Annotated in this window: 13 protein-coding genes; 8 read left to right on the top strand and 5 right to left on the bottom strand. The window is 71.1% G+C overall.

Annotated elements, in window-relative coordinates; translation table 11 throughout:
* The first annotated feature begins 26 nt into the window (after nt 1-26).
* Nucleotides 27-1,985 carry a TIGR03960 family B12-binding radical SAM protein gene (locus tag ASG76_RS11215; protein WP_056602787.1) on the top strand — a complete coding sequence of 653 codons (1,959 nt, stop codon included), beginning with the start codon at nt 27-29 and terminating at the stop codon, nt 1,983-1,985.
* Between the two features lie 31 nt (nt 1,986-2,016).
* Here ASG76_RS11215 and ASG76_RS11210 read toward each other — a convergent pair whose 3' ends face one another.
* Together ASG76_RS11210 and ASG76_RS11205 are read right to left on the bottom strand one after the other, a co-directional pair.
* Nucleotides 2,017-2,412: a DUF2304 domain-containing protein gene (locus ASG76_RS11210; RefSeq protein ID WP_056602786.1), complete on the bottom strand. Its 396-nt coding sequence runs from the start codon at nt 2,410-2,412 to the stop codon at nt 2,017-2,019.
* A complete protein-coding gene (locus ASG76_RS11205) occupies nt 2,409-3,089 on the bottom strand; it encodes a glycosyltransferase family 2 protein (RefSeq protein WP_056602785.1) in 681 nt (226 codons plus the stop codon). Before ASG76_RS11205 ends, ASG76_RS11210 begins: the two co-directional genes overlap by 4 nt.
* An 82-nt stretch (nt 3,090-3,171) precedes the next feature.
* On the opposite strand from ASG76_RS11205, the gene ASG76_RS11200 reads away from it, so the two are divergent.
* Nucleotides 3,172-3,804: a class I SAM-dependent methyltransferase gene (locus ASG76_RS11200; RefSeq protein ID WP_056602783.1), complete on the top strand. Its 633-nt coding sequence runs from the start codon at nt 3,172-3,174 to the stop codon at nt 3,802-3,804.
* Nucleotides 3,805-3,856: 52 nt separating this feature from the next.
* Here the strand turns inward: ASG76_RS11200 and ASG76_RS11195 are convergent, their stop codons facing one another.
* The 3 genes from ASG76_RS11195 to ASG76_RS11185 are packed head-to-tail and all read right to left on the bottom strand — an operon-like array spanning nt 3,857 to nt 7,318.
* Entirely contained in the window at nt 3,857-4,729 is an 873-nt protein-coding gene (locus ASG76_RS11195; protein ID WP_056602781.1) for a glycosyltransferase family 2 protein, read from the bottom strand.
* Entirely contained in the window at nt 4,726-6,078 is a 1,353-nt protein-coding gene (locus ASG76_RS11190; RefSeq protein ID WP_056602779.1) for a hypothetical protein, read from the bottom strand. Before ASG76_RS11190 ends, ASG76_RS11195 begins: the two co-directional genes overlap by 4 nt.
* A gap of 58 nt (nt 6,079-6,136) precedes the next feature.
* Nucleotides 6,137-7,318, bottom strand: coding sequence for an oligosaccharide flippase family protein (locus ASG76_RS11185; RefSeq protein WP_162254105.1), 1,182 nt, complete (start codon nt 7,316-7,318; stop codon nt 6,137-6,139).
* 211 nt (nt 7,319-7,529) lie between these two features.
* On the opposite strand from ASG76_RS11185, the gene ASG76_RS11180 reads away from it, so the two are divergent.
* The 6 genes from ASG76_RS11180 to proB all read left to right on the top strand — a co-directional run bounded on the left by ASG76_RS11180 (nt 7,530) and on the right by proB (nt 15,538).
* Complete coding sequence (locus tag ASG76_RS11180) at nt 7,530-8,270, top strand: TIGR03936 family radical SAM-associated protein (RefSeq protein ID WP_056602775.1); 741 nt, start codon at nt 7,530-7,532, stop codon at nt 8,268-8,270.
* A gap of 325 nt (nt 8,271-8,595) precedes the next feature.
* Nucleotides 8,596-11,964, top strand: coding sequence for an Rne/Rng family ribonuclease (locus ASG76_RS11175; RefSeq protein ID WP_082587467.1), 3,369 nt, complete (start codon nt 8,596-8,598; stop codon nt 11,962-11,964).
* A 190-nt stretch (nt 11,965-12,154) separates the two neighbouring features.
* On the top strand, nt 12,155-12,457 hold the full coding sequence (gene rplU, locus ASG76_RS11170) for a 50S ribosomal protein L21 (protein WP_056602773.1): 303 nt from the start codon (nt 12,155-12,157) through the stop codon (nt 12,455-12,457).
* A gap of 56 nt (nt 12,458-12,513) precedes the next feature.
* Nucleotides 12,514-12,768, top strand: coding sequence for a 50S ribosomal protein L27 (gene rpmA / locus ASG76_RS11165; protein WP_056602771.1), 255 nt, complete (start codon nt 12,514-12,516; stop codon nt 12,766-12,768).
* Between the two features lie 93 nt (nt 12,769-12,861).
* On the top strand, nt 12,862-14,427 hold the full coding sequence (gene obgE, locus ASG76_RS11160; RefSeq protein ID WP_056602770.1) for a GTPase ObgE: 1,566 nt from the start codon (nt 12,862-12,864) through the stop codon (nt 14,425-14,427).
* Nucleotides 14,417-15,538, top strand: coding sequence for a glutamate 5-kinase (proB, locus tag ASG76_RS11155; protein ID WP_056602768.1), 1,122 nt, complete (start codon nt 14,417-14,419; stop codon nt 15,536-15,538). The genes obgE and proB overlap by 11 nt, the downstream gene beginning before the upstream one ends.
* The last annotated feature ends 18 nt before the right edge of the window (nt 15,539-15,556 follow it).

Raw genomic sequence — 15,556 nt, 5'->3', positions numbered from 1 at the left:
CCCCCATCGTGTGAGGTGTTGTGAGCATGTCCGTCGCGTCGGTCTTCCCCCGCCTGGAGGCCAAGCTGCCGTCGGTGCAGAAGCCCATCCAGTACGTCGGGGGCGAGCTCAACTCCGTCGTCAAGGACTGGGACTGCGGTGCCGACACCGAGTCCGGCGAGACCGTGCGCTGGGCCCTGATGTATCCCGACGCCTACGAGGTCGGCCTGCCCAACCAGGGCGTGCAGATCCTCTACGAGGTGCTCAACGAGCGCGACTGGATCCTGGCCGAGCGCACCTACTCGGTGTGGCCCGACATGGAGAAGGTCATGCGCGATGAGCAGATCCCGCAGTTCACCGTCGATGGCCACCGCCCGGTGGGCGCGTTCGACCTGTTCGGCCTCAGCTTCTCCACCGAGCTCGGCTACACCAACATGCTCAACGCCCTCGACCTCGCCGGCATCCCGCTGCACGCCGCCGACCGCACCGAGGACCACCCGGTCGTCATCGCCGGCGGTCACGCCGCCTTCAACCCCGAGCCGATCGCCGACTTCGTCGACGCCGCGGTGCTCGGCGACGGCGAGGAGGTCGTCCTGGCGATCTCCGACGTCGTGCGCGAGTGGAAGAGCGAGGGCCGGCCCGGGGGCCGCGAGGAGCTGCTGCGCCGCCTCGCGGTGACCGGCAACATCTACGTCCCGCGCTTCTACGACGTCGCCTACACCGCCGACGGCTCGATCGAGGCCGTGGTGCCCAACCGTCCCGGCATCCCGTTCCGCGTGCGCAAGCACACGCTGATGGACCTCGACCAGTGGCCCTACCCGGCCAACCCGCTCGTGCCGCTGGCCGAGACCGTGCACGAGCGCTTCTCGGTCGAGATCTTCCGCGGCTGCACCCGCGGCTGCCGGTTCTGCCAAGCGGGCATGATCACCCGTCCGGTGCGCGAGCGGTCGATCGAGACCATCGGCGCCATGGTCGAGAACGGCATCCGCAAGTCCGGCTTCGAGGAGGTCGGCCTGCTGTCGCTCTCCAGCGCCGACCACACCGAGATCGCTGACGTGGCCAAGGGCCTGGCCGACCGCTACGAGGGGTCCAACGTCTCCCTGTCGCTGCCGAGCACCCGCGTCGACGCCTTCAACATCACCCTCGCCAACGAGTTCTCCCGCAACGGTCGCCGTTCCGGGCTGACGTTCGCCCCCGAGGGCGGCTCGGAGCGCATGCGCAAAGTCATCAACAAGATGGTCAGCGAGGACGACCTGATCCGCACGGTCGCCGCGGCGTACTCCCACGGCTGGCGCCAGGTGAAGCTCTACTTCATGGTCGGGCTGCCCACCGAGACCGACGAGGACGTCCTGCAGGTCGCCGAGCTCGCCAAGCGCGTCATCGCGACCGGCCGTGAGGTCTCGGGGCGCAACGACATCCGCTGCACGGTCTCCATCGGTGGGTTCGTGCCCAAGCCGCACACGCCGTTCCAGTGGGCCGCGCAGCTCGACCACGAGGCCACGGACGACCGCCTGAAGAAGCTGCGCGACGTCGTGCGCGACGACAAGAAGTACGCCCGCGCCATCGGCTTCCGCTACCACGACGGCAAGCCCGGCATCGTCGAGGGCTTGCTCTCGCGCGGCGACCGGCGCGTGGGCCGCGTCATCGAGGAGGTCTGGCGCGACGGCGGCCGTTTCGACGGCTGGAGCGAGCACTTCTCCTACGACCGCTGGATGCAGGCCGCCGAGCGCGGCCTGGCCGGCACCGGTGTCGACGTCGACTGGTTCACCACGCGCGAGCGCGACTACGACGAGGTGCTGCCCTGGGAGCACCTCGACTCCGGCCTCGACAAGGACTGGCTCTGGGGCGACTGGGAGGACGCGCTCGCGGCCGCCGAGGGCGCCGACATCGAGATCGAGGACTGCCGCTGGACGCCGTGCTACGACTGCGGCGTGTGCCCCGAGATGGGCACCGAGATCCAGGTCGGCCCGACGGGCCAGAAGCTGCTCCCGCTCTCCGTCGTGTAGCCGACGCGTCGTGGGGAGCCGACGGTCTCAGTCAGGAACGGTCGTCGTCCGCTCCGACGGGCTGGTTGGCGGCCGGGACCTCGCGGGTCACGTCGTAGCGCTCGAGTGCCTCGAGGACCGCGATGCGGCGTGCGAGCTTGTGCACCTGGTTGCGTGACTCCTGCCCGCGGAGGTAGTCGTTGACCACGTAGAAGCAGAACATCACGGCGAGCAGGTAAAGCACCAGGTCGGTTCCGCGTCCCACGCCGACCACGTTGGCGACATCGGTGACGAGCCGTGGCGAGAAGACCGCGATGAGCACGACGAGCATGAACGCCATGAAGGCCAGCTTCTTGGTCGCGGAGACGCCGTGTGCGGTCCGGCTCCGCAGGGCGTAGAAGAAGACCGCGGCGAACGAACCGACGAGGAGCAGCTGGACGAGGATCACTGGCGACCGACCTTTCGAAGGAGCGTGTCCACCGCGATGTTCAGGGCGTTGACGCTCGCCTGGCCCTTCGAGCGGGAGTACTCGGTGTAGTGGATGGTCACTGGGACCTCCCGGTAGCGGTAACGGTTGCGGGCGATCAGCTCGACGATCTCGCTGGCGTGCGTCATGTCGGGCGCGGTGATCTCGATGGTGTCCGCGACGTGGCGGTTGAACGCGCGCAGGCCGTTGTGGGCATCCGTGAGCCGGACGCCGGACGTCACGTTGCTGAAAGCGACGGCGGCGCGCAGCAGAGCCTTCTTGGCCTTGCTCGCACCCACGGACGCGCCAAGGAACCGAGAGCCCAGGACGATGTCGACGTCGCCGCCCTCGAGGAGGTCGACCATCCGCTTAGCGTCCTCGACCAGGTGCTGGCCGTCGGCGTCGAAGGTGACGAACCGCTCCACGCCGGGCAACGAGCGCGCGAACTCGATCCCGGTCTGGAGCGCGGCACCCTGACCCATGTTGATCGGGTGATCGACCAGGTAGGCGCCAGCCTTGACGATCTCCGCGGCGGAGGCGTCCCGGCTGCCGTCGTTGACACACACGGCATGGGGCGTGACCTTCAGGATGTCGGCGATGACGTCGCCGATGACGGAGGCCTCGTTGTACACGGGCACCACGAACGCGACGTCTCTCACGGGGCGTCATGTTACGGGGTGGCATTCATGGAGACGAAGTCGCAACGTTGGCACCTGCGACCTGCGCGATAGGGTGCCGCGCATGAACGGCTCCTCGGCGGACCTGCCCGACCACGATGCCCGCGACACGAGGTCGCGTGAGTACGCGGATCGCCTTCGAGACCTGAGCGGAGCTCGTTGGAAGCAGGTCCTCGACGTGCAGCGCCCCTACCGATGGAACCTCCACCGGCAGGGCCTGGGCCGGACGCTGGACGTCGGCTGCGGCATCGGCCGCAACCTGGCCAACCTCGGCAGCGACTCCGTCGGGGTGGACCACAACCCCGAGTCCATCGCTGAGTGCCGGGCTCGCGGGTTCGAGGCGTACACCTCCCAGGAGTGGGCGACCTCGCCCGCGGTTGCGGTGCCCGAGTCCTTCGAGGGCCTTCTGTTCGCCCATGTCATCGAGCACGTCGAGCCTGAGCACTGGGAGGATCTGGTGTCGGCCTACCTTCCCTACCTGGCTCCGGGCGGTATCGCGATGTTCATCTGCCCTCAGGAGAAGGGCTACACCACAGACAGCAGCCACGTTCACTTCACCGATGGCCACGAGCTGGCCGACCTCGCACGACGCGTCGGCCTCGCGGTCGAGAAGAACTTCAGCTTTCCGTTCCCACGCTTCGCCGGACGGGTCTTCCCCTACAACGAGTTCTGCGTGGTCGCTCGCAAGAGTGGCTGAGGGGGCCCACCCTCGATCCCAGCCCGGGCGGTGCCGGCCCCCCGGGTGTGGCTCAGCCTCGGCCCAGGCGTCGCAGCACGACCGCCGGTACCAGCGACAGCTCGTGCAGCCGCGAGACGATCCGGCGCCGCGCGACGCCCGCGGCGCGCGGCCACCCGCGCTCCTCCAGGCGGGTCACCATCTCGCAGTAGAAGAGCTTCTCGTCGTCGAAGCGGCTGCCTCGGACCGAGCTCATGTATGAGGCGCTGTGGTCGTGACGGCGGTAGCAGAAGGTCACCGCGTCGAGGACGACCAGCTCCGCGCCGTCCAGCACCATGTCCATCACGAAGGCCAGGTCCAGGACGATCGGCAGGTCGCTGCGGAACGCGTGCTTGCCCACGACTGACCGCTCGAAGGCCAGCGACGGCCAGTAGAGCCAGTTGCCGCGCATCAAGCTGGCGGCCAGTTCCTCGCCCGACAGCGTCACCGGCTTGGGACCGCTCGGCGACAGCCACGCCTTCACGCGCTCACCGAGCCCGTTGCTCGGCCGTCCGTCACCGTCGATCACCCTGACACCGGGTTGGAAGATGGTCGCGTCCGGGTGGTCCCTGCGGGCGCGGCGGAGCTCGGCGACGTAGTCCGGTAGCCACTGGTCGTCGCAGCCCATGAAGGTCACGAGGTCCCCGCCCTCGGCGACGGCGACACTGCGGCAGCGCTCGAAGTTCCGTGTCAGCCCCAGGTTCTCGCCGTTGCGCAAGTAGCTGATGCGCGGGTCGGGATGCGATTGGTAGGTCTCCTGGGCGCGCGGGTCGGGGTAGTGGTCGTCGACGATCGTGAGGTGCCAGTCGCCGTCGGTCTGGGCCAGCACGCTGTCAACGGCCCGGTCCAGCAGGTCAGGATCACCCCAGTAGGCGACGACGACGTGCACCGATGCGGCCCCGCTCATCCTTCACCCATCATCAACGCCAGGCTCCAGGTCACGGCACCCAGGGCCAGCACGGCGTACCTCGCCCACCGGTGCCGCGTGTCCAGGAGGATCGCGGCCGACAAGATCGCCCAAGGGAACAGCGAAGCTCCGTAACGGTTGGGGATCGGGATGTAGACGCCCTCCATGACTCCGATGGCCACCGCGAGCGCGGGAGCAGCGATGATCGTGGTGACGACCGTGGCCAACCCGACGATGCGCCGCCGCGCCGGAACACCCGTCGACATCGCGAGCCCGACCGAGCCGCCGACAGCGAGCATGGTGCCGATGGCGTAGACGGGCAGGCTGGCCGGTCCGGTGGCATAGGGGGCCATCGCGCCTTGCGCCATGAGCGGGAGGAAGTTGCCGAGCTCGAGGACCAGGTGCTTGCCCTCCAAGGGGACGACCAACCCGAGCTCCGGCTGGGGACCCACCGCGAGCGCTGCCCGGATCCAGAGCCAGATGCCTTGCGCGGCGATCGCAGCCAGACCGATCGCGATGGCGGACACGAGTCGCCGGTCATGCAGGAAGATCCCGACGCGCCCCGAGCCCTGGTCCCGCTGCCGGCCAGCGTCGACCAGCGCTGCCAGCACGAGGATGACTGCCGAGACCACGAAGCCGATGAGGTTCTGCAGCTTGAACAGGGTGAAGACGGCAGAGGCGACCGGGAGGAGGACGAGCGACCCGCGCACGCCCTGCAGTGCTCGCACGGTCAGCCACGCCGCCGCGGCCCCGGCTGCGAGAGCGGTGGCGTCGGTCGAGATGTAGGTGTTGCCCCAGTAGGCTGGCAGCGATCCGACCAGGACGAGGCCCAGCCCCAGGGCGGCGGGGGCGGGGGTGCGCATGCGACGCATTGCGAGGTAGAGCAGGACGGCGCCGAAGGCGAGCCAGGCGCCGCCCGCCAGTCGTCCGGCGTCGACGAAACCGACCTTGGCCCAGACGAGGGGCTGGGCGATCGCGCGGATGCTCAGGAAGTAGAGGGGCGTGTAGAGGTCAGCCGTCGTGCCTCCCGCGATGGGGTAGTTGACGCTCTCCGGGGCGCGGCACCCGGCTGGGTTGCGACCCATCTCAGGGATCGCGCGGACGCCGTGGCAGACCATGTACCGCTTCGCGAACAGGGGCATTTCCGTGCCTTGGCGCACCACGCCCTGGTCGGCCACCGAGGCGTAGTAGCCAACGTACTGGTACTCGTCGATCGGCGACATCATCTGGTGCTCGCCGACCTGGTCGGCAGTGAAGATGAAGGAGGCCAGCACCAACAACACCATCGCCCACAGGTCGCCGCGCGCGCGCCGACTCGTGGTGGTGGACTTCTCCTCCGTCGCTTTCATGGGCAGGACCCTAGCTGCGCGCGGCGTGCCACCTGATGCGAGGGCGGGCGCCGTCGGGTCAGTGGGAGTGACCTGCGCGTGCCGCGGACCCGCGTGCCTGGGTCCTGCTCGTCATGGCCACCAGCACCAGCAGCAGGGCCGCGTTCACCGAGATCAAGAGGACCACCATCTGGGCCACGGTCGTCATGCGCAGGCCTGCCGGCACCATGACGAGCAAGGCCCCCCAGGTGACCAGGGTGGGGCCGACGGCGGCACGGGCGAGCACCGAGTAGATGAAGAGCTGCGCGAGCGCCTGCACCGTGCCGAGCAGGGCGAAGAGCCAGAGCAGGTCCCGTACGGCGGTGAAGTCCTGCCCCCCGACGAACACCAGCGCGAGACCCGGCAAGAGGGCGGTGACCGCCGCGGCGGAGACCCCGAAGAAGAGGATCACGCCCACGCTCGCGGTCAGTGCGCGCCGTCTGCCCGCCGACGTGGACAGCGCCGGGAAGACCCGCACCAGGACGATCTGAGGCAGGAAGAGGACCGCCTTGCTCAGCACCAGTCCCGAGGCGTACAGCCCGGACGACCCGTCGGCGAGCGCGTGGCGGGCCACCACGACGTCCAGGTTGCTCAGTGCCATGAAGGCCAGCAGCGCCTGCGCACCCTTGAGGCTGTCGCCCACGAGCCGCGCCCGGGTGACAGGCGACGCCTCGCCCGTCTCTGGGTTGCCAGTGCGGAGGAACCACCAGCCGACGACCACCGGGGCGCAGAGACCGGCGACGATTCCCGCCACGCCGCACACCAGCGTCGGCTTCCACATGAGCAATACGGTCCCGACGACCAGCCGCGATGTGCCGGAGGCGGCGTACACCCACGCGAGGTCGGCCCACCGGCGTTGGCCCTGCAGCAGGCCGGCCTGAGCGCCCATGATCGTCATCGGCACCGCGCCGATGGCGATCAGGAGGGCGGCTGTCAGGCTGTCGAGCCGCAGGACGCCGTCGAGCAGGGGGCTCGCCACCGCAAGCGCCACCCCCAGGACGGGCGCGACGACATAGGTCAGGCGCAGTGCCACGTGGGCGATCGCCTCAGCGTGGCCCGAGGCGGCGGCCACCCTGCGCGCGACGGTGGTCTGCAGCCCGAGGGAGACGACGCTGAGGACGATCAACACGTTCATCGCCGCCGTGAACGCGCCGAACGGATCGACACCGAGGAATCGTGCAGCAAGGACGGTGTGGGCGTACGTCGCCAGGTTGAGAGCCATGGACGCCACGGCCAGACCGAGCTCGGTTCGCATCCGACCCGTGATGGACCGCAACCGACTCATTCGCGAGCCGGGACGTTGCGTGGACGCGCGCCGCCGAGCCGTCCTCCCGGTGCATGCACGACGCCCACCTTCTCCATGCGTGCACCTTAGCGAGCAGGGCCGGGCGGCACGCGGGCGAGTCGGGCCCGGCTCGCCTAGGCTTCGGCGCGTGCGTGAGCAACCCGAGCAGCAGGCCCCACCCGTCCAGCGCCTCCGCGTGCGCTACGCCAAGCGGGGGCGGCTGCGCTTCACCAGCCACCGAGACTTCAGCCGCGCCTTCGAGCGCGCCGTGTTCCGCGCGCGGATCCCGATGGCGTACTCCTCGGGCTTCAACCCGCACCCGCGCATCTCGTACGCCGGTGCCGCGCCCACCGGCTCGGCGAGCGAGGCGGAGTACCTCGAGCTGGCGCTCGCCCAGGTCGTGGTGCCGGCCGAGGTCCACGCGCTCCTCGACGAGGCGCTGCCAGCGGGCCTCGACGTCCTCGAGGTGGTGGAGTCGCCCGGCGGCTCGCTGGCCGACCTGCTCGAGGGCAGCCGCTGGCGCATCGACCTGGCGGCCGACCGGGCCGCCACGGTCGAGGCGGTCGCGCGCTTCCTGGCCGCCGAGGAGGCGCTCGTGGAGCGGATGACGAAGAAGGGGATGCGTGAGTTCGACGCGCGTGGCGCCGTCGTCTCGCTCGTCGTGCTGCCCGCCACCGAGAGCAGCGCCGACGACACGGCTCCGCGGCCCACCTCGCTCGACGTGGTGCTGCGCCACGGCACCCCCGCGGTCCGCCCCGACGACGTGCTGCGCGGCCTCGAGGCCGTGGCGGGCCTCGCGCCGGGGGAGTCCCCGCTGATGACCCGCCTGGCGCAGGGACCCCTGCTCGACTCCGGCGACCTCTCCGACCCGCTGGCGACTCGCGCATAGCGGCATGGGCGTGGCGATGTGCGATACTCGCCACGTTCGACGCCCTGGCAACCGTCAGGATCCGTCGAGCCGACGACGTTCTCGCCGGTCACTCCGATGTGGTCGGCACCCCGGGCGGGTGGACGTCACCGGACCGCGACGCGGCCACAGGAGTCGGTGAGAGCGACTCGGGGTGGCCCGGCGACCGCGGCAGGTGGCGGAGCAGCCGCACGGAGACGCACACGCGGAGGGTGTCGCCGCCACAGAAGCTTTGCGTCCTCCGTGATCGCCGATCGAGAGCGGTGGACGCCGTATCGGCACCGCCCCGGTGCCCGAGGAGCACCACATGCTCGATGACGACCAGCCCGACCGCACCACTGCTGACACGGGGACGGACGCGGCCGCGAGCCAGACACCTCCCGCCCCGGTCGTGACGCGACGCACGCGCAAGGCGCCCGCCAAGAAGGCGGCGCCCGCCCCGGAGGCCGCTGCGGCCGCGCCCGCTTCCGAGGCAACCGCCGAGGCAGCCCCCGAGGCACCGGCAGCGAAGAAGGCGGCCGCACGCAAGGCGCCGGCCAAGAAGGCCGCCCCCCGCAAGACCGCCGCGAAGAAGGCGAGCGCTCCTGCCGCGGAGCCCACGCTCCCCGAGGCCGACGCCACCGCAACCCCCGACGTCACCCCCGACGCCAGCGCGCCGGCAGCGCCCGAGGTCACCACGACCACGCGTGGCCAGCGCCAGAGCGCGGCCAAGGCACCTGCGAAGAAGGCCCCCGCGAAGAAGGCGGCCGCCAAGAGGACCGCGAAGAAGACCGCGGAGCCCCAGCCGGCTCCCGTCGCCGACGAGTCCGCGACCCCGGCCGACGAGCCGGCCCCCGCCGACGCGGGCACCGGTCACGCGGTGCTGTTCCAGGCGCCGGTCGTGACCACGACCACGCGTCGCACGCGCAAGAAGCCGGTGCCGGTCCCCGTCGAGGGTGCCGACGCCGCTGTCGACGCCCCCGCCGAGTCGGTCGCCGCCGCGGCCGACGAGACGGGCGAGCCGACGCGACCCACCGCGAAGAAGGCGGCGAAGAAGACCGCGAAGAAGTCGGGCGGCAGGTCGACGGCCACGAAGGCCGCAGCCACCGCGGAGGCCGTCGCGACCGATGACGAGCCTGCCGAGGACGAGCCTGCCGAGGACGAGCTCGCCGAGGACCAGGTCGAGGGTCAGGTCCAGGACGAGTCCACCGACGAGACGATCGACGAGACGGCAGCCGAGCACTCCTCCGACGACGACTCCGACGAGGGTGAGGGCGGCGCCCGACGCCGTCGTCGCCGTGGCGGTCGTCGCCGCCGCAAGTCCTCCGACGGGGGTGGCGACGGCAACGGCGAGACGCGTGGGCGCGAGAGCGTCGACGGCAGGGCCGACGCCGACGCGTCCACCGAGGCCGACGCGGAGTCCTTCGACTCCTCCTCCGACGCGTCGGAGTCCTCCGACTCCTCCGAGGCAGGGGACGGCAACGGCGAGGGCTCCTCGCGCCGCCGCCGCCGTCGCCGCCGCTCGGGCGACGACGCGGCCACCGACTCCGACGACGAGCCCAACACCGTCACCCGGGTCCGCAAGACCCGCTCCGCCGAGGACCAGATCACCTCGGTCCAGGGCTCGACCCGCCTCGAGGCGAAGAAGCAGCGGCGCCGCGAGGGCCGCGAGGCCGGTCGCCGTCGGGCCCCGATCGTGAGCGAGGCCGAGTTCCTGGCCCGCCGCGAGTCGGTCGAGCGCGTCATGGTGATCCGCCAGCGCGACGACCTCACGCAGATCGGCGTCCTCGAGGACAAGGTGCTCGTCGAGCACTACGTCGCCCGCGAGTCGCAGACCTCGATCATCGGCAACGTCTACCTCGGTCGCGTGCAGAACGTGCTGCCCTCCATGGAGGCGGCGTTCATCGACATCGGCAAGGGCCGCAACGCCGTGCTCTACGCCGGGGAGGTCAACTGGGCCTCGCTGGGCCACAAGGAGGGCCAGCCCCGCAAGATCGAGTCCGTCCTGAGCAGTGGCCAGATGGTCCTGGTGCAGGTCACCAAGGACCCGATCGGCCACAAGGGCGCCCGGCTCACCAGCCAGGTCAGCCTGGCCGGCCGCTTCCTGGTCTACGTCCCCGACGGCACCACCTCCGGCATCTCGCGCAAGCTGCCCGACACCGAGCGCAACCGCCTCAAGACGCTGCTCAAGGAGATCGTCCCCGACACCGCCGGCGTCATCGTGCGCACCGCGGCCGAGGGCGCCAGCGAGGAGGAGCTGACCCGCGACGTCGAGCGGCTCAAGGCGCGCTGGGAGGACATCGAGAAGAAGTCCGCCAACCGGGGATCCGGCCCGCAGCTGCTCTACGGCGAGCCCGACCTGACCCTGAAGGTCGTGCGCGACCTGTTCACCGAGGACTTCGCCAAGCTGGTCATCGAGGGCGAGGACGCCTGGCAGACCGTCTCGGCCTACGTCGAGTCGGTGGCGCCCGACCTCGCCGAGCGCGTCCAGCGCTTCGAGCGCGGCGCGACGGGCGGCGACATCTTCGCGACCTACCGCGTCAACGAGCAGATCCAGAAGGGCCTGGACCGCAAGGTCTGGCTGCCCTCGGGCGGCTCGCTGGTCATCGACCGCACCGAGGCGATGACCGTCGTCGACGTCAACACCGGCAAGTTCACCGGCTCCGGGGGCAACCTGGAGGAGACGGTCACCAAGAACAACCTCGAGGCCGCGGAGGAGATCGTGCGCCAGCTCCGGCTGCGCGACATCGGCGGCATCATCGTCGTCGACTTCATCGACATGGTCCTGGAGTCCAACCGTGACCTGGTGGTGCGTCGCCTCGTCGAGTGCCTCGGCCGCGACCGCACCCGCCACCAGGTCGCCGAGGTGACCTCGCTCGGACTGGTGCAGATGACGCGCAAGCGCATCGGCACGGGCCTGCTCGAGTCGTTCAGCGAGAACTGCGAGCACTGCCACGGGCGCGGTGTGGTCATCAAGGACCAGCCGGTCGACCCCGACGCGAGGCCGGAGGACGGCGAGGGCCGTCGCAGCGGTCGTCGTCGCGGCCGCAAGGGCAGCGAGGGCGGCAGCGGCAACGAGTCCGGTGACGACAGGACCGCCGACCAGCACTCCCACGCCCCGTCGCCCAAGGACGTGGCCGCGATGGCCCGACACGAGAAGCCGGCCGAGGAGGCCGACGGTGACTCGTTTCCGGGTGCCGACGCCGCCGACGAGGCCCAGCCCGTCTCCGAGCCCGTCTCCGAGCCCGTCTCCGAGCCCACCCCCGAGTCGGCTCCCGAGCCCGCTGCGGCGGCTCCTGCCGAGGCTGCGCAGGCGCCGGTCGAGGTGAGCCCCGCGGCTGCCGCGGAGACGGCTGCCGAGGAGGCTCCCGTCGAGGCTGCCGTCGAGGTCGAGAAGCCGCGGGTGGTCACGCGTACGCGCCGACGTTCCGCGAGCCGGCCGGCCGGACCGCCGGTCAGCCCGGCGGAGCCCGCCAGCCCGGTCGCGACGACGTCGGTGCGCACCTCGGGTGCCGCCGGCACGGTCCCGGACACCGGCGTGGTCGAGCCGGGGACCGTGGACGCCGAGCCCGGCGTCGGTACGCCGCTGGCCACCGAGGTCGAGGGCGAGACCGAGGGCGGGGTCGACGGGGCGAGCAGCAGCGCGCCGGTCGTCGAGCACGTCCCGGTCAAGAAGAAGGGCTCGCGCAAGCGCTGAGGGTCGAGGGGAGGGGCCAGCGTCCGGACGTCGTTTTGCCCGGTCGCCACCCGATCCCGTAGTCTTGACCCTCGGTGTTCGACACACCACCCTGCGCGCCCGCCCCGCGGCGTACTCGCCCGATGAGGCGGTGTCGTGCGCAGACCAGAAGTTTCCACCGAGTTTCCGCAGTCTGACGAGGAGAGTGGCCGTGTACGCGATCGTGCGCGCTGGCAGCAAGCAGCAGAAGGTTGCCGTGGGCGACGTCATCGAGATCGACAAGACCGCCGCGGCCGAGGGTGACACCCTCACCCTGCCCGTCGTGATGGTCGTCGACGGCGAGACCGTCACCGCGACCGGCCTGGACAAGGCGAGCGTGACCGTCGAGGTCACCGGCGCCACCAAGGGCCCGAAGATCATCATCCAGAAGTACAAGAACAAGACCGGCTACAAGAAGCGCCAGGGTCACCGCCAGAAGTACACCCAGGTCAAGGTCACCGACATCTCCCTCTGAGCGTTCGCTCGAGATCGACCACGTCTCTTCAGCTAGAACTTCCAAAGGACTGAACAATGGCTCACAAGAAGGGTGCTGCGAGCACCAAGAACGGCCGTGACTCCAACGCCCAGCGCCTCGGCGTGAAGCGCTTCGGCGGCCAGGTCGTCGGCGCCGGCGAGATCATCGTCCGCCAGCGTGGCACCCACTTCCACCCGGGCACGGGCGTCGGCCGCGGCGGCGACGACACCCTGTTCGCCCTGCAGGCCGGTGCGGTCGAGTTCGGCACCCGCCGCGGCCGCAAGGTCGTCAACATCGTCCCGGGCGAGTGAGCTCTCCGCGACACTGATCCACTTCTGCGAAGGGCGTCCCTGTCTGGGGGCGCCCTTCGTGCTTGCACCACCGACAGAAAGTCCAGGAACACCATGGCCATCCCCACGTTCGTCGACCAGGCCACGCTGCACCTCGCGGCCGGACGGGGTGGCAACGGCGTGGCCTCGGTCAAGCGGGAGAAGTTCAAGCCGCTCGGCGGCCCCGACGGCGGCAACGGCGGCCAGGGCGGGTCGATCATCCTGCAGGTCGACACGAGCGTCACGACCCTCGTCGACTACCACCACAGCCCCAAGCGCCGTGCGGAGAACGGCGGCCAGGGCGCCGGTGACCACAAGAACGGCGGCAACGGCAAGGACCTCTTCCTGACCGTCCCCGACGGCACCCTGGTCAAGGACGCCGACGGCTCGGTGCTGGCCGACATGGTGGGCCAGGGCACGACCCTCGTCGTCGCCCAGGGCGGTCGCGGAGGTCTCGGCAACGCCGCCCTCGCCTCGAGCAAGCGCAAGGCCCCTGGGTTCGCGCTGCTCGGCGAGCCCGGCGACGAGCTCGTCGTACGCCTCGAGCTGAAGGTCGTCGCCGACATCGGCCTGGTCGGCTTCCCGAGCGCGGGCAAGTCGTCGCTGATCGCCGCGATCTCGCGGGCGCGGCCCAAGATCGCCGACTACCCCTTCACCACCCTCATCCCCAACCTCGGCGTCGTCACCGCGGGCGAGACCACCTTCGTGGTCGCCGACGTGCCCGGGCTGATCGAGGGCGCGGCCGAGGGCCGCGGCCTCGGCCACGACTTCCTGCGCCACATCGAGCGCTGCGCCGCCCTCGTGCACGTGGTCGACACCGCCTCCATCGAGCCGGGCCGCAACCCGCTCGACGACCTCGAGATCATCGAGGGCGAGCTCGCCCGCTACGGCGGGCTCGAGGACCGGCCCCGGCTCGTCGCCCTCAACAAGGTCGACGTCCCGGACGGCCAAGACATCGCCGACATGGTGCTCGAGGAGCTGCGCGGTCGTGGCCTGCGGGTCTTCGAGGTCAGCGCCGCCTCCGGTGCCGGCCTGCGCGAGCTCACCTTCGCGATGGCCGAGATCGTCGAGGCGTCCCGCAAGGCTGCGCCCGCGGCCGAGCCGGAGCGCATCGTGCTGCGGCCCCGGGCCGTCGACGGCGGTGACGACTTCCAGGTCGTCGCGACCGAGGACGGCTGGAGGGTGCGCGGCACCAAGCCCGAGCGCTGGGTGCGGCAGACCGACTTCAGCAACGAGGAGGCGGTGGGCTTCCTGGCCGATCGGCTCAACCGGCTGGGCGTCGAGGTCAAGCTCGCCCAGATGGGTGCGCAGGAGGGTGACACCGTCATCATCGGGCCGGAGGACAACTCGGTCGTCTTCGACTTCAAGCCCAGCATCGAGGCCGGCGCCGAGATGCTCGGACGTCGTGGTGAGGACGAGCGGCTGCGTGAGGCCCGACCGGCCCGCGACCGCCGTCGCGACATCGCGGAGGGCATGGAGACCAAGGCCGAGGAGGAGGCGCGCGCCGACGTCGCACGCCGCCTCGACGCCGAGCGTGGCAAGAAGGGCCCGAACAAGAGCTCCGGCAGCTCGGGCGTCGGGCCGATGTCCTACGAGATCGGCACCAAGGACGACCCCGACTGGGACGGCAGTGACGACTGACCGCTCGGCGCTCGTCGGCGCGGCCCGACGCGTCGTGGTCAAGGTCGGCTCGTCGTCGCTGACCACCGCCGCGGGCGGGATCGACCCCGCGCGCGTACGACAGCTGGTGGAGGTGGTCGCGGCGGCACGGGGAGCCGGCATGGAGCTGGTGCTCGTGTCGTCCGGCGCCATCGCCGCCGGCCTGGCTCCGCTCGGCCTCACCGCGCGCCCGCGCGCGCTCGCGGCCCAGCAGGCGGCTGCGTCGGTGGGCCAGGGCCTCCTGGTGCACCGCTACCAGGAGGAGTTCGCCCGGCACGGCATCGTGACCGGCCAGGTCCTGCTGACCGTCGACGACGTGGTGCGCCGCGCGCACTACCGCAACGCCCACCAGACGCTGGCCAAGCTGCTCGAGCTCGGCGTCGTGCCGATCGTCAACGAGAACGACACCGTGGCCACCTCGGAGATCCGCTTCGGCGACAACGACCGGCTCGCCGCCCTCGTCGCGCACCTCGTGCACGCCGACCTGCTGGTGCTGCTCTCCGACGTCGACGGCCTCTACGACGGCCCCCCGAGCCGCGAGGGCTCGCGCCTCGTCCCGCTGGTGCGCTCCGACGCCGACCTCGAGCAGGTCACGATCGGCTCGGCCGGCGCGGCCGGCGTCGGCACCGGCGGGATGACCACCAAGGTCGAGGCGGCCCGGATCGCCACGGGCGCCGGCATCGACGTCGTGCTCACCTCCGCCGACCAGGCCGCTGCCGCGCTCGCGGGGGCCGAGGTCGGCACGCTCTTCGAGGCGACCGGCAAGCGCCGCCCGACCCGGCTGCTCTGGCTCGCCCACGCGACCTCGGGAGCCGGCACCCTCACCCTCGACGCCGGCGCCGTGCGTGCCGTGCTCTCGCGCGGGGCCTCGCTCCTGCCGGCGGGGATCACCGGCGTCTCGGGCGCCTTCGTGGCCGGTGACCCGGTCGACCTGCTCGACCCCGACGGCGTCGTGGTGGCGCGAGGCCTGGTCAACTTCGACGCCGACGAGCTGCCGGCCCTGCTGGGCCGCTCGACCGGCGAGCTGGCATCCGAGCTCGGGGCGGCGTACGAGCGCGAGGTCGTGCACCGCGACGACCTGGTCCTGCTGTGAGGCGCAGGCGCTAGCGTC

The organism is Nocardioides sp. Soil774 (assembly GCF_001428125.1).
Taxonomy (GTDB): domain Bacteria; phylum Actinomycetota; class Actinomycetes; order Propionibacteriales; family Nocardioidaceae; genus Nocardioides.
The sequence above is the reverse complement of the archived record's forward strand: the minus strand, read 5'-3'. Positions and strand labels throughout refer to the sequence as shown.

Bases quoted from the DNA above. Each gene is read 5' to 3' on its own strand.
- ASG76_RS11200 (WP_056602783.1), top strand. From the start codon at position 3,172: ATGAACGGCTCCTCGGCGGACCTGCCCGACCACGATGCCCGCGACACG.
- obgE (WP_056602770.1), top strand. From the start codon at position 12,862: ATGGCCATCCCCACGTTCGTCGACCAGGCCACGCTGCACCTCGCGGCC.
- ASG76_RS11215 (WP_056602787.1), top strand. From the start codon at position 27: ATGTCCGTCGCGTCGGTCTTCCCCCGCCTGGAGGCCAAGCTGCCGTCG.
- ASG76_RS11185 (WP_162254105.1), bottom strand. From the start codon at position 7,318: ATGGCTCTCAACCTGGCGACGTACGCCCACACCGTCCTTGCTGCACGA.
- ASG76_RS11195 (WP_056602781.1), bottom strand. From the start codon at position 4,729: ATGAGCGGGGCCGCATCGGTGCACGTCGTCGTCGCCTACTGGGGTGAT.
- ASG76_RS11175 (WP_082587467.1), top strand. From the start codon at position 8,596: ATGCTCGATGACGACCAGCCCGACCGCACCACTGCTGACACGGGGACG.
- rpmA (WP_056602771.1), top strand. From the start codon at position 12,514: ATGGCTCACAAGAAGGGTGCTGCGAGCACCAAGAACGGCCGTGACTCC.
- ASG76_RS11190 (WP_056602779.1), bottom strand. From the start codon at position 6,078: ATGAAAGCGACGGAGGAGAAGTCCACCACCACGAGTCGGCGCGCGCGC.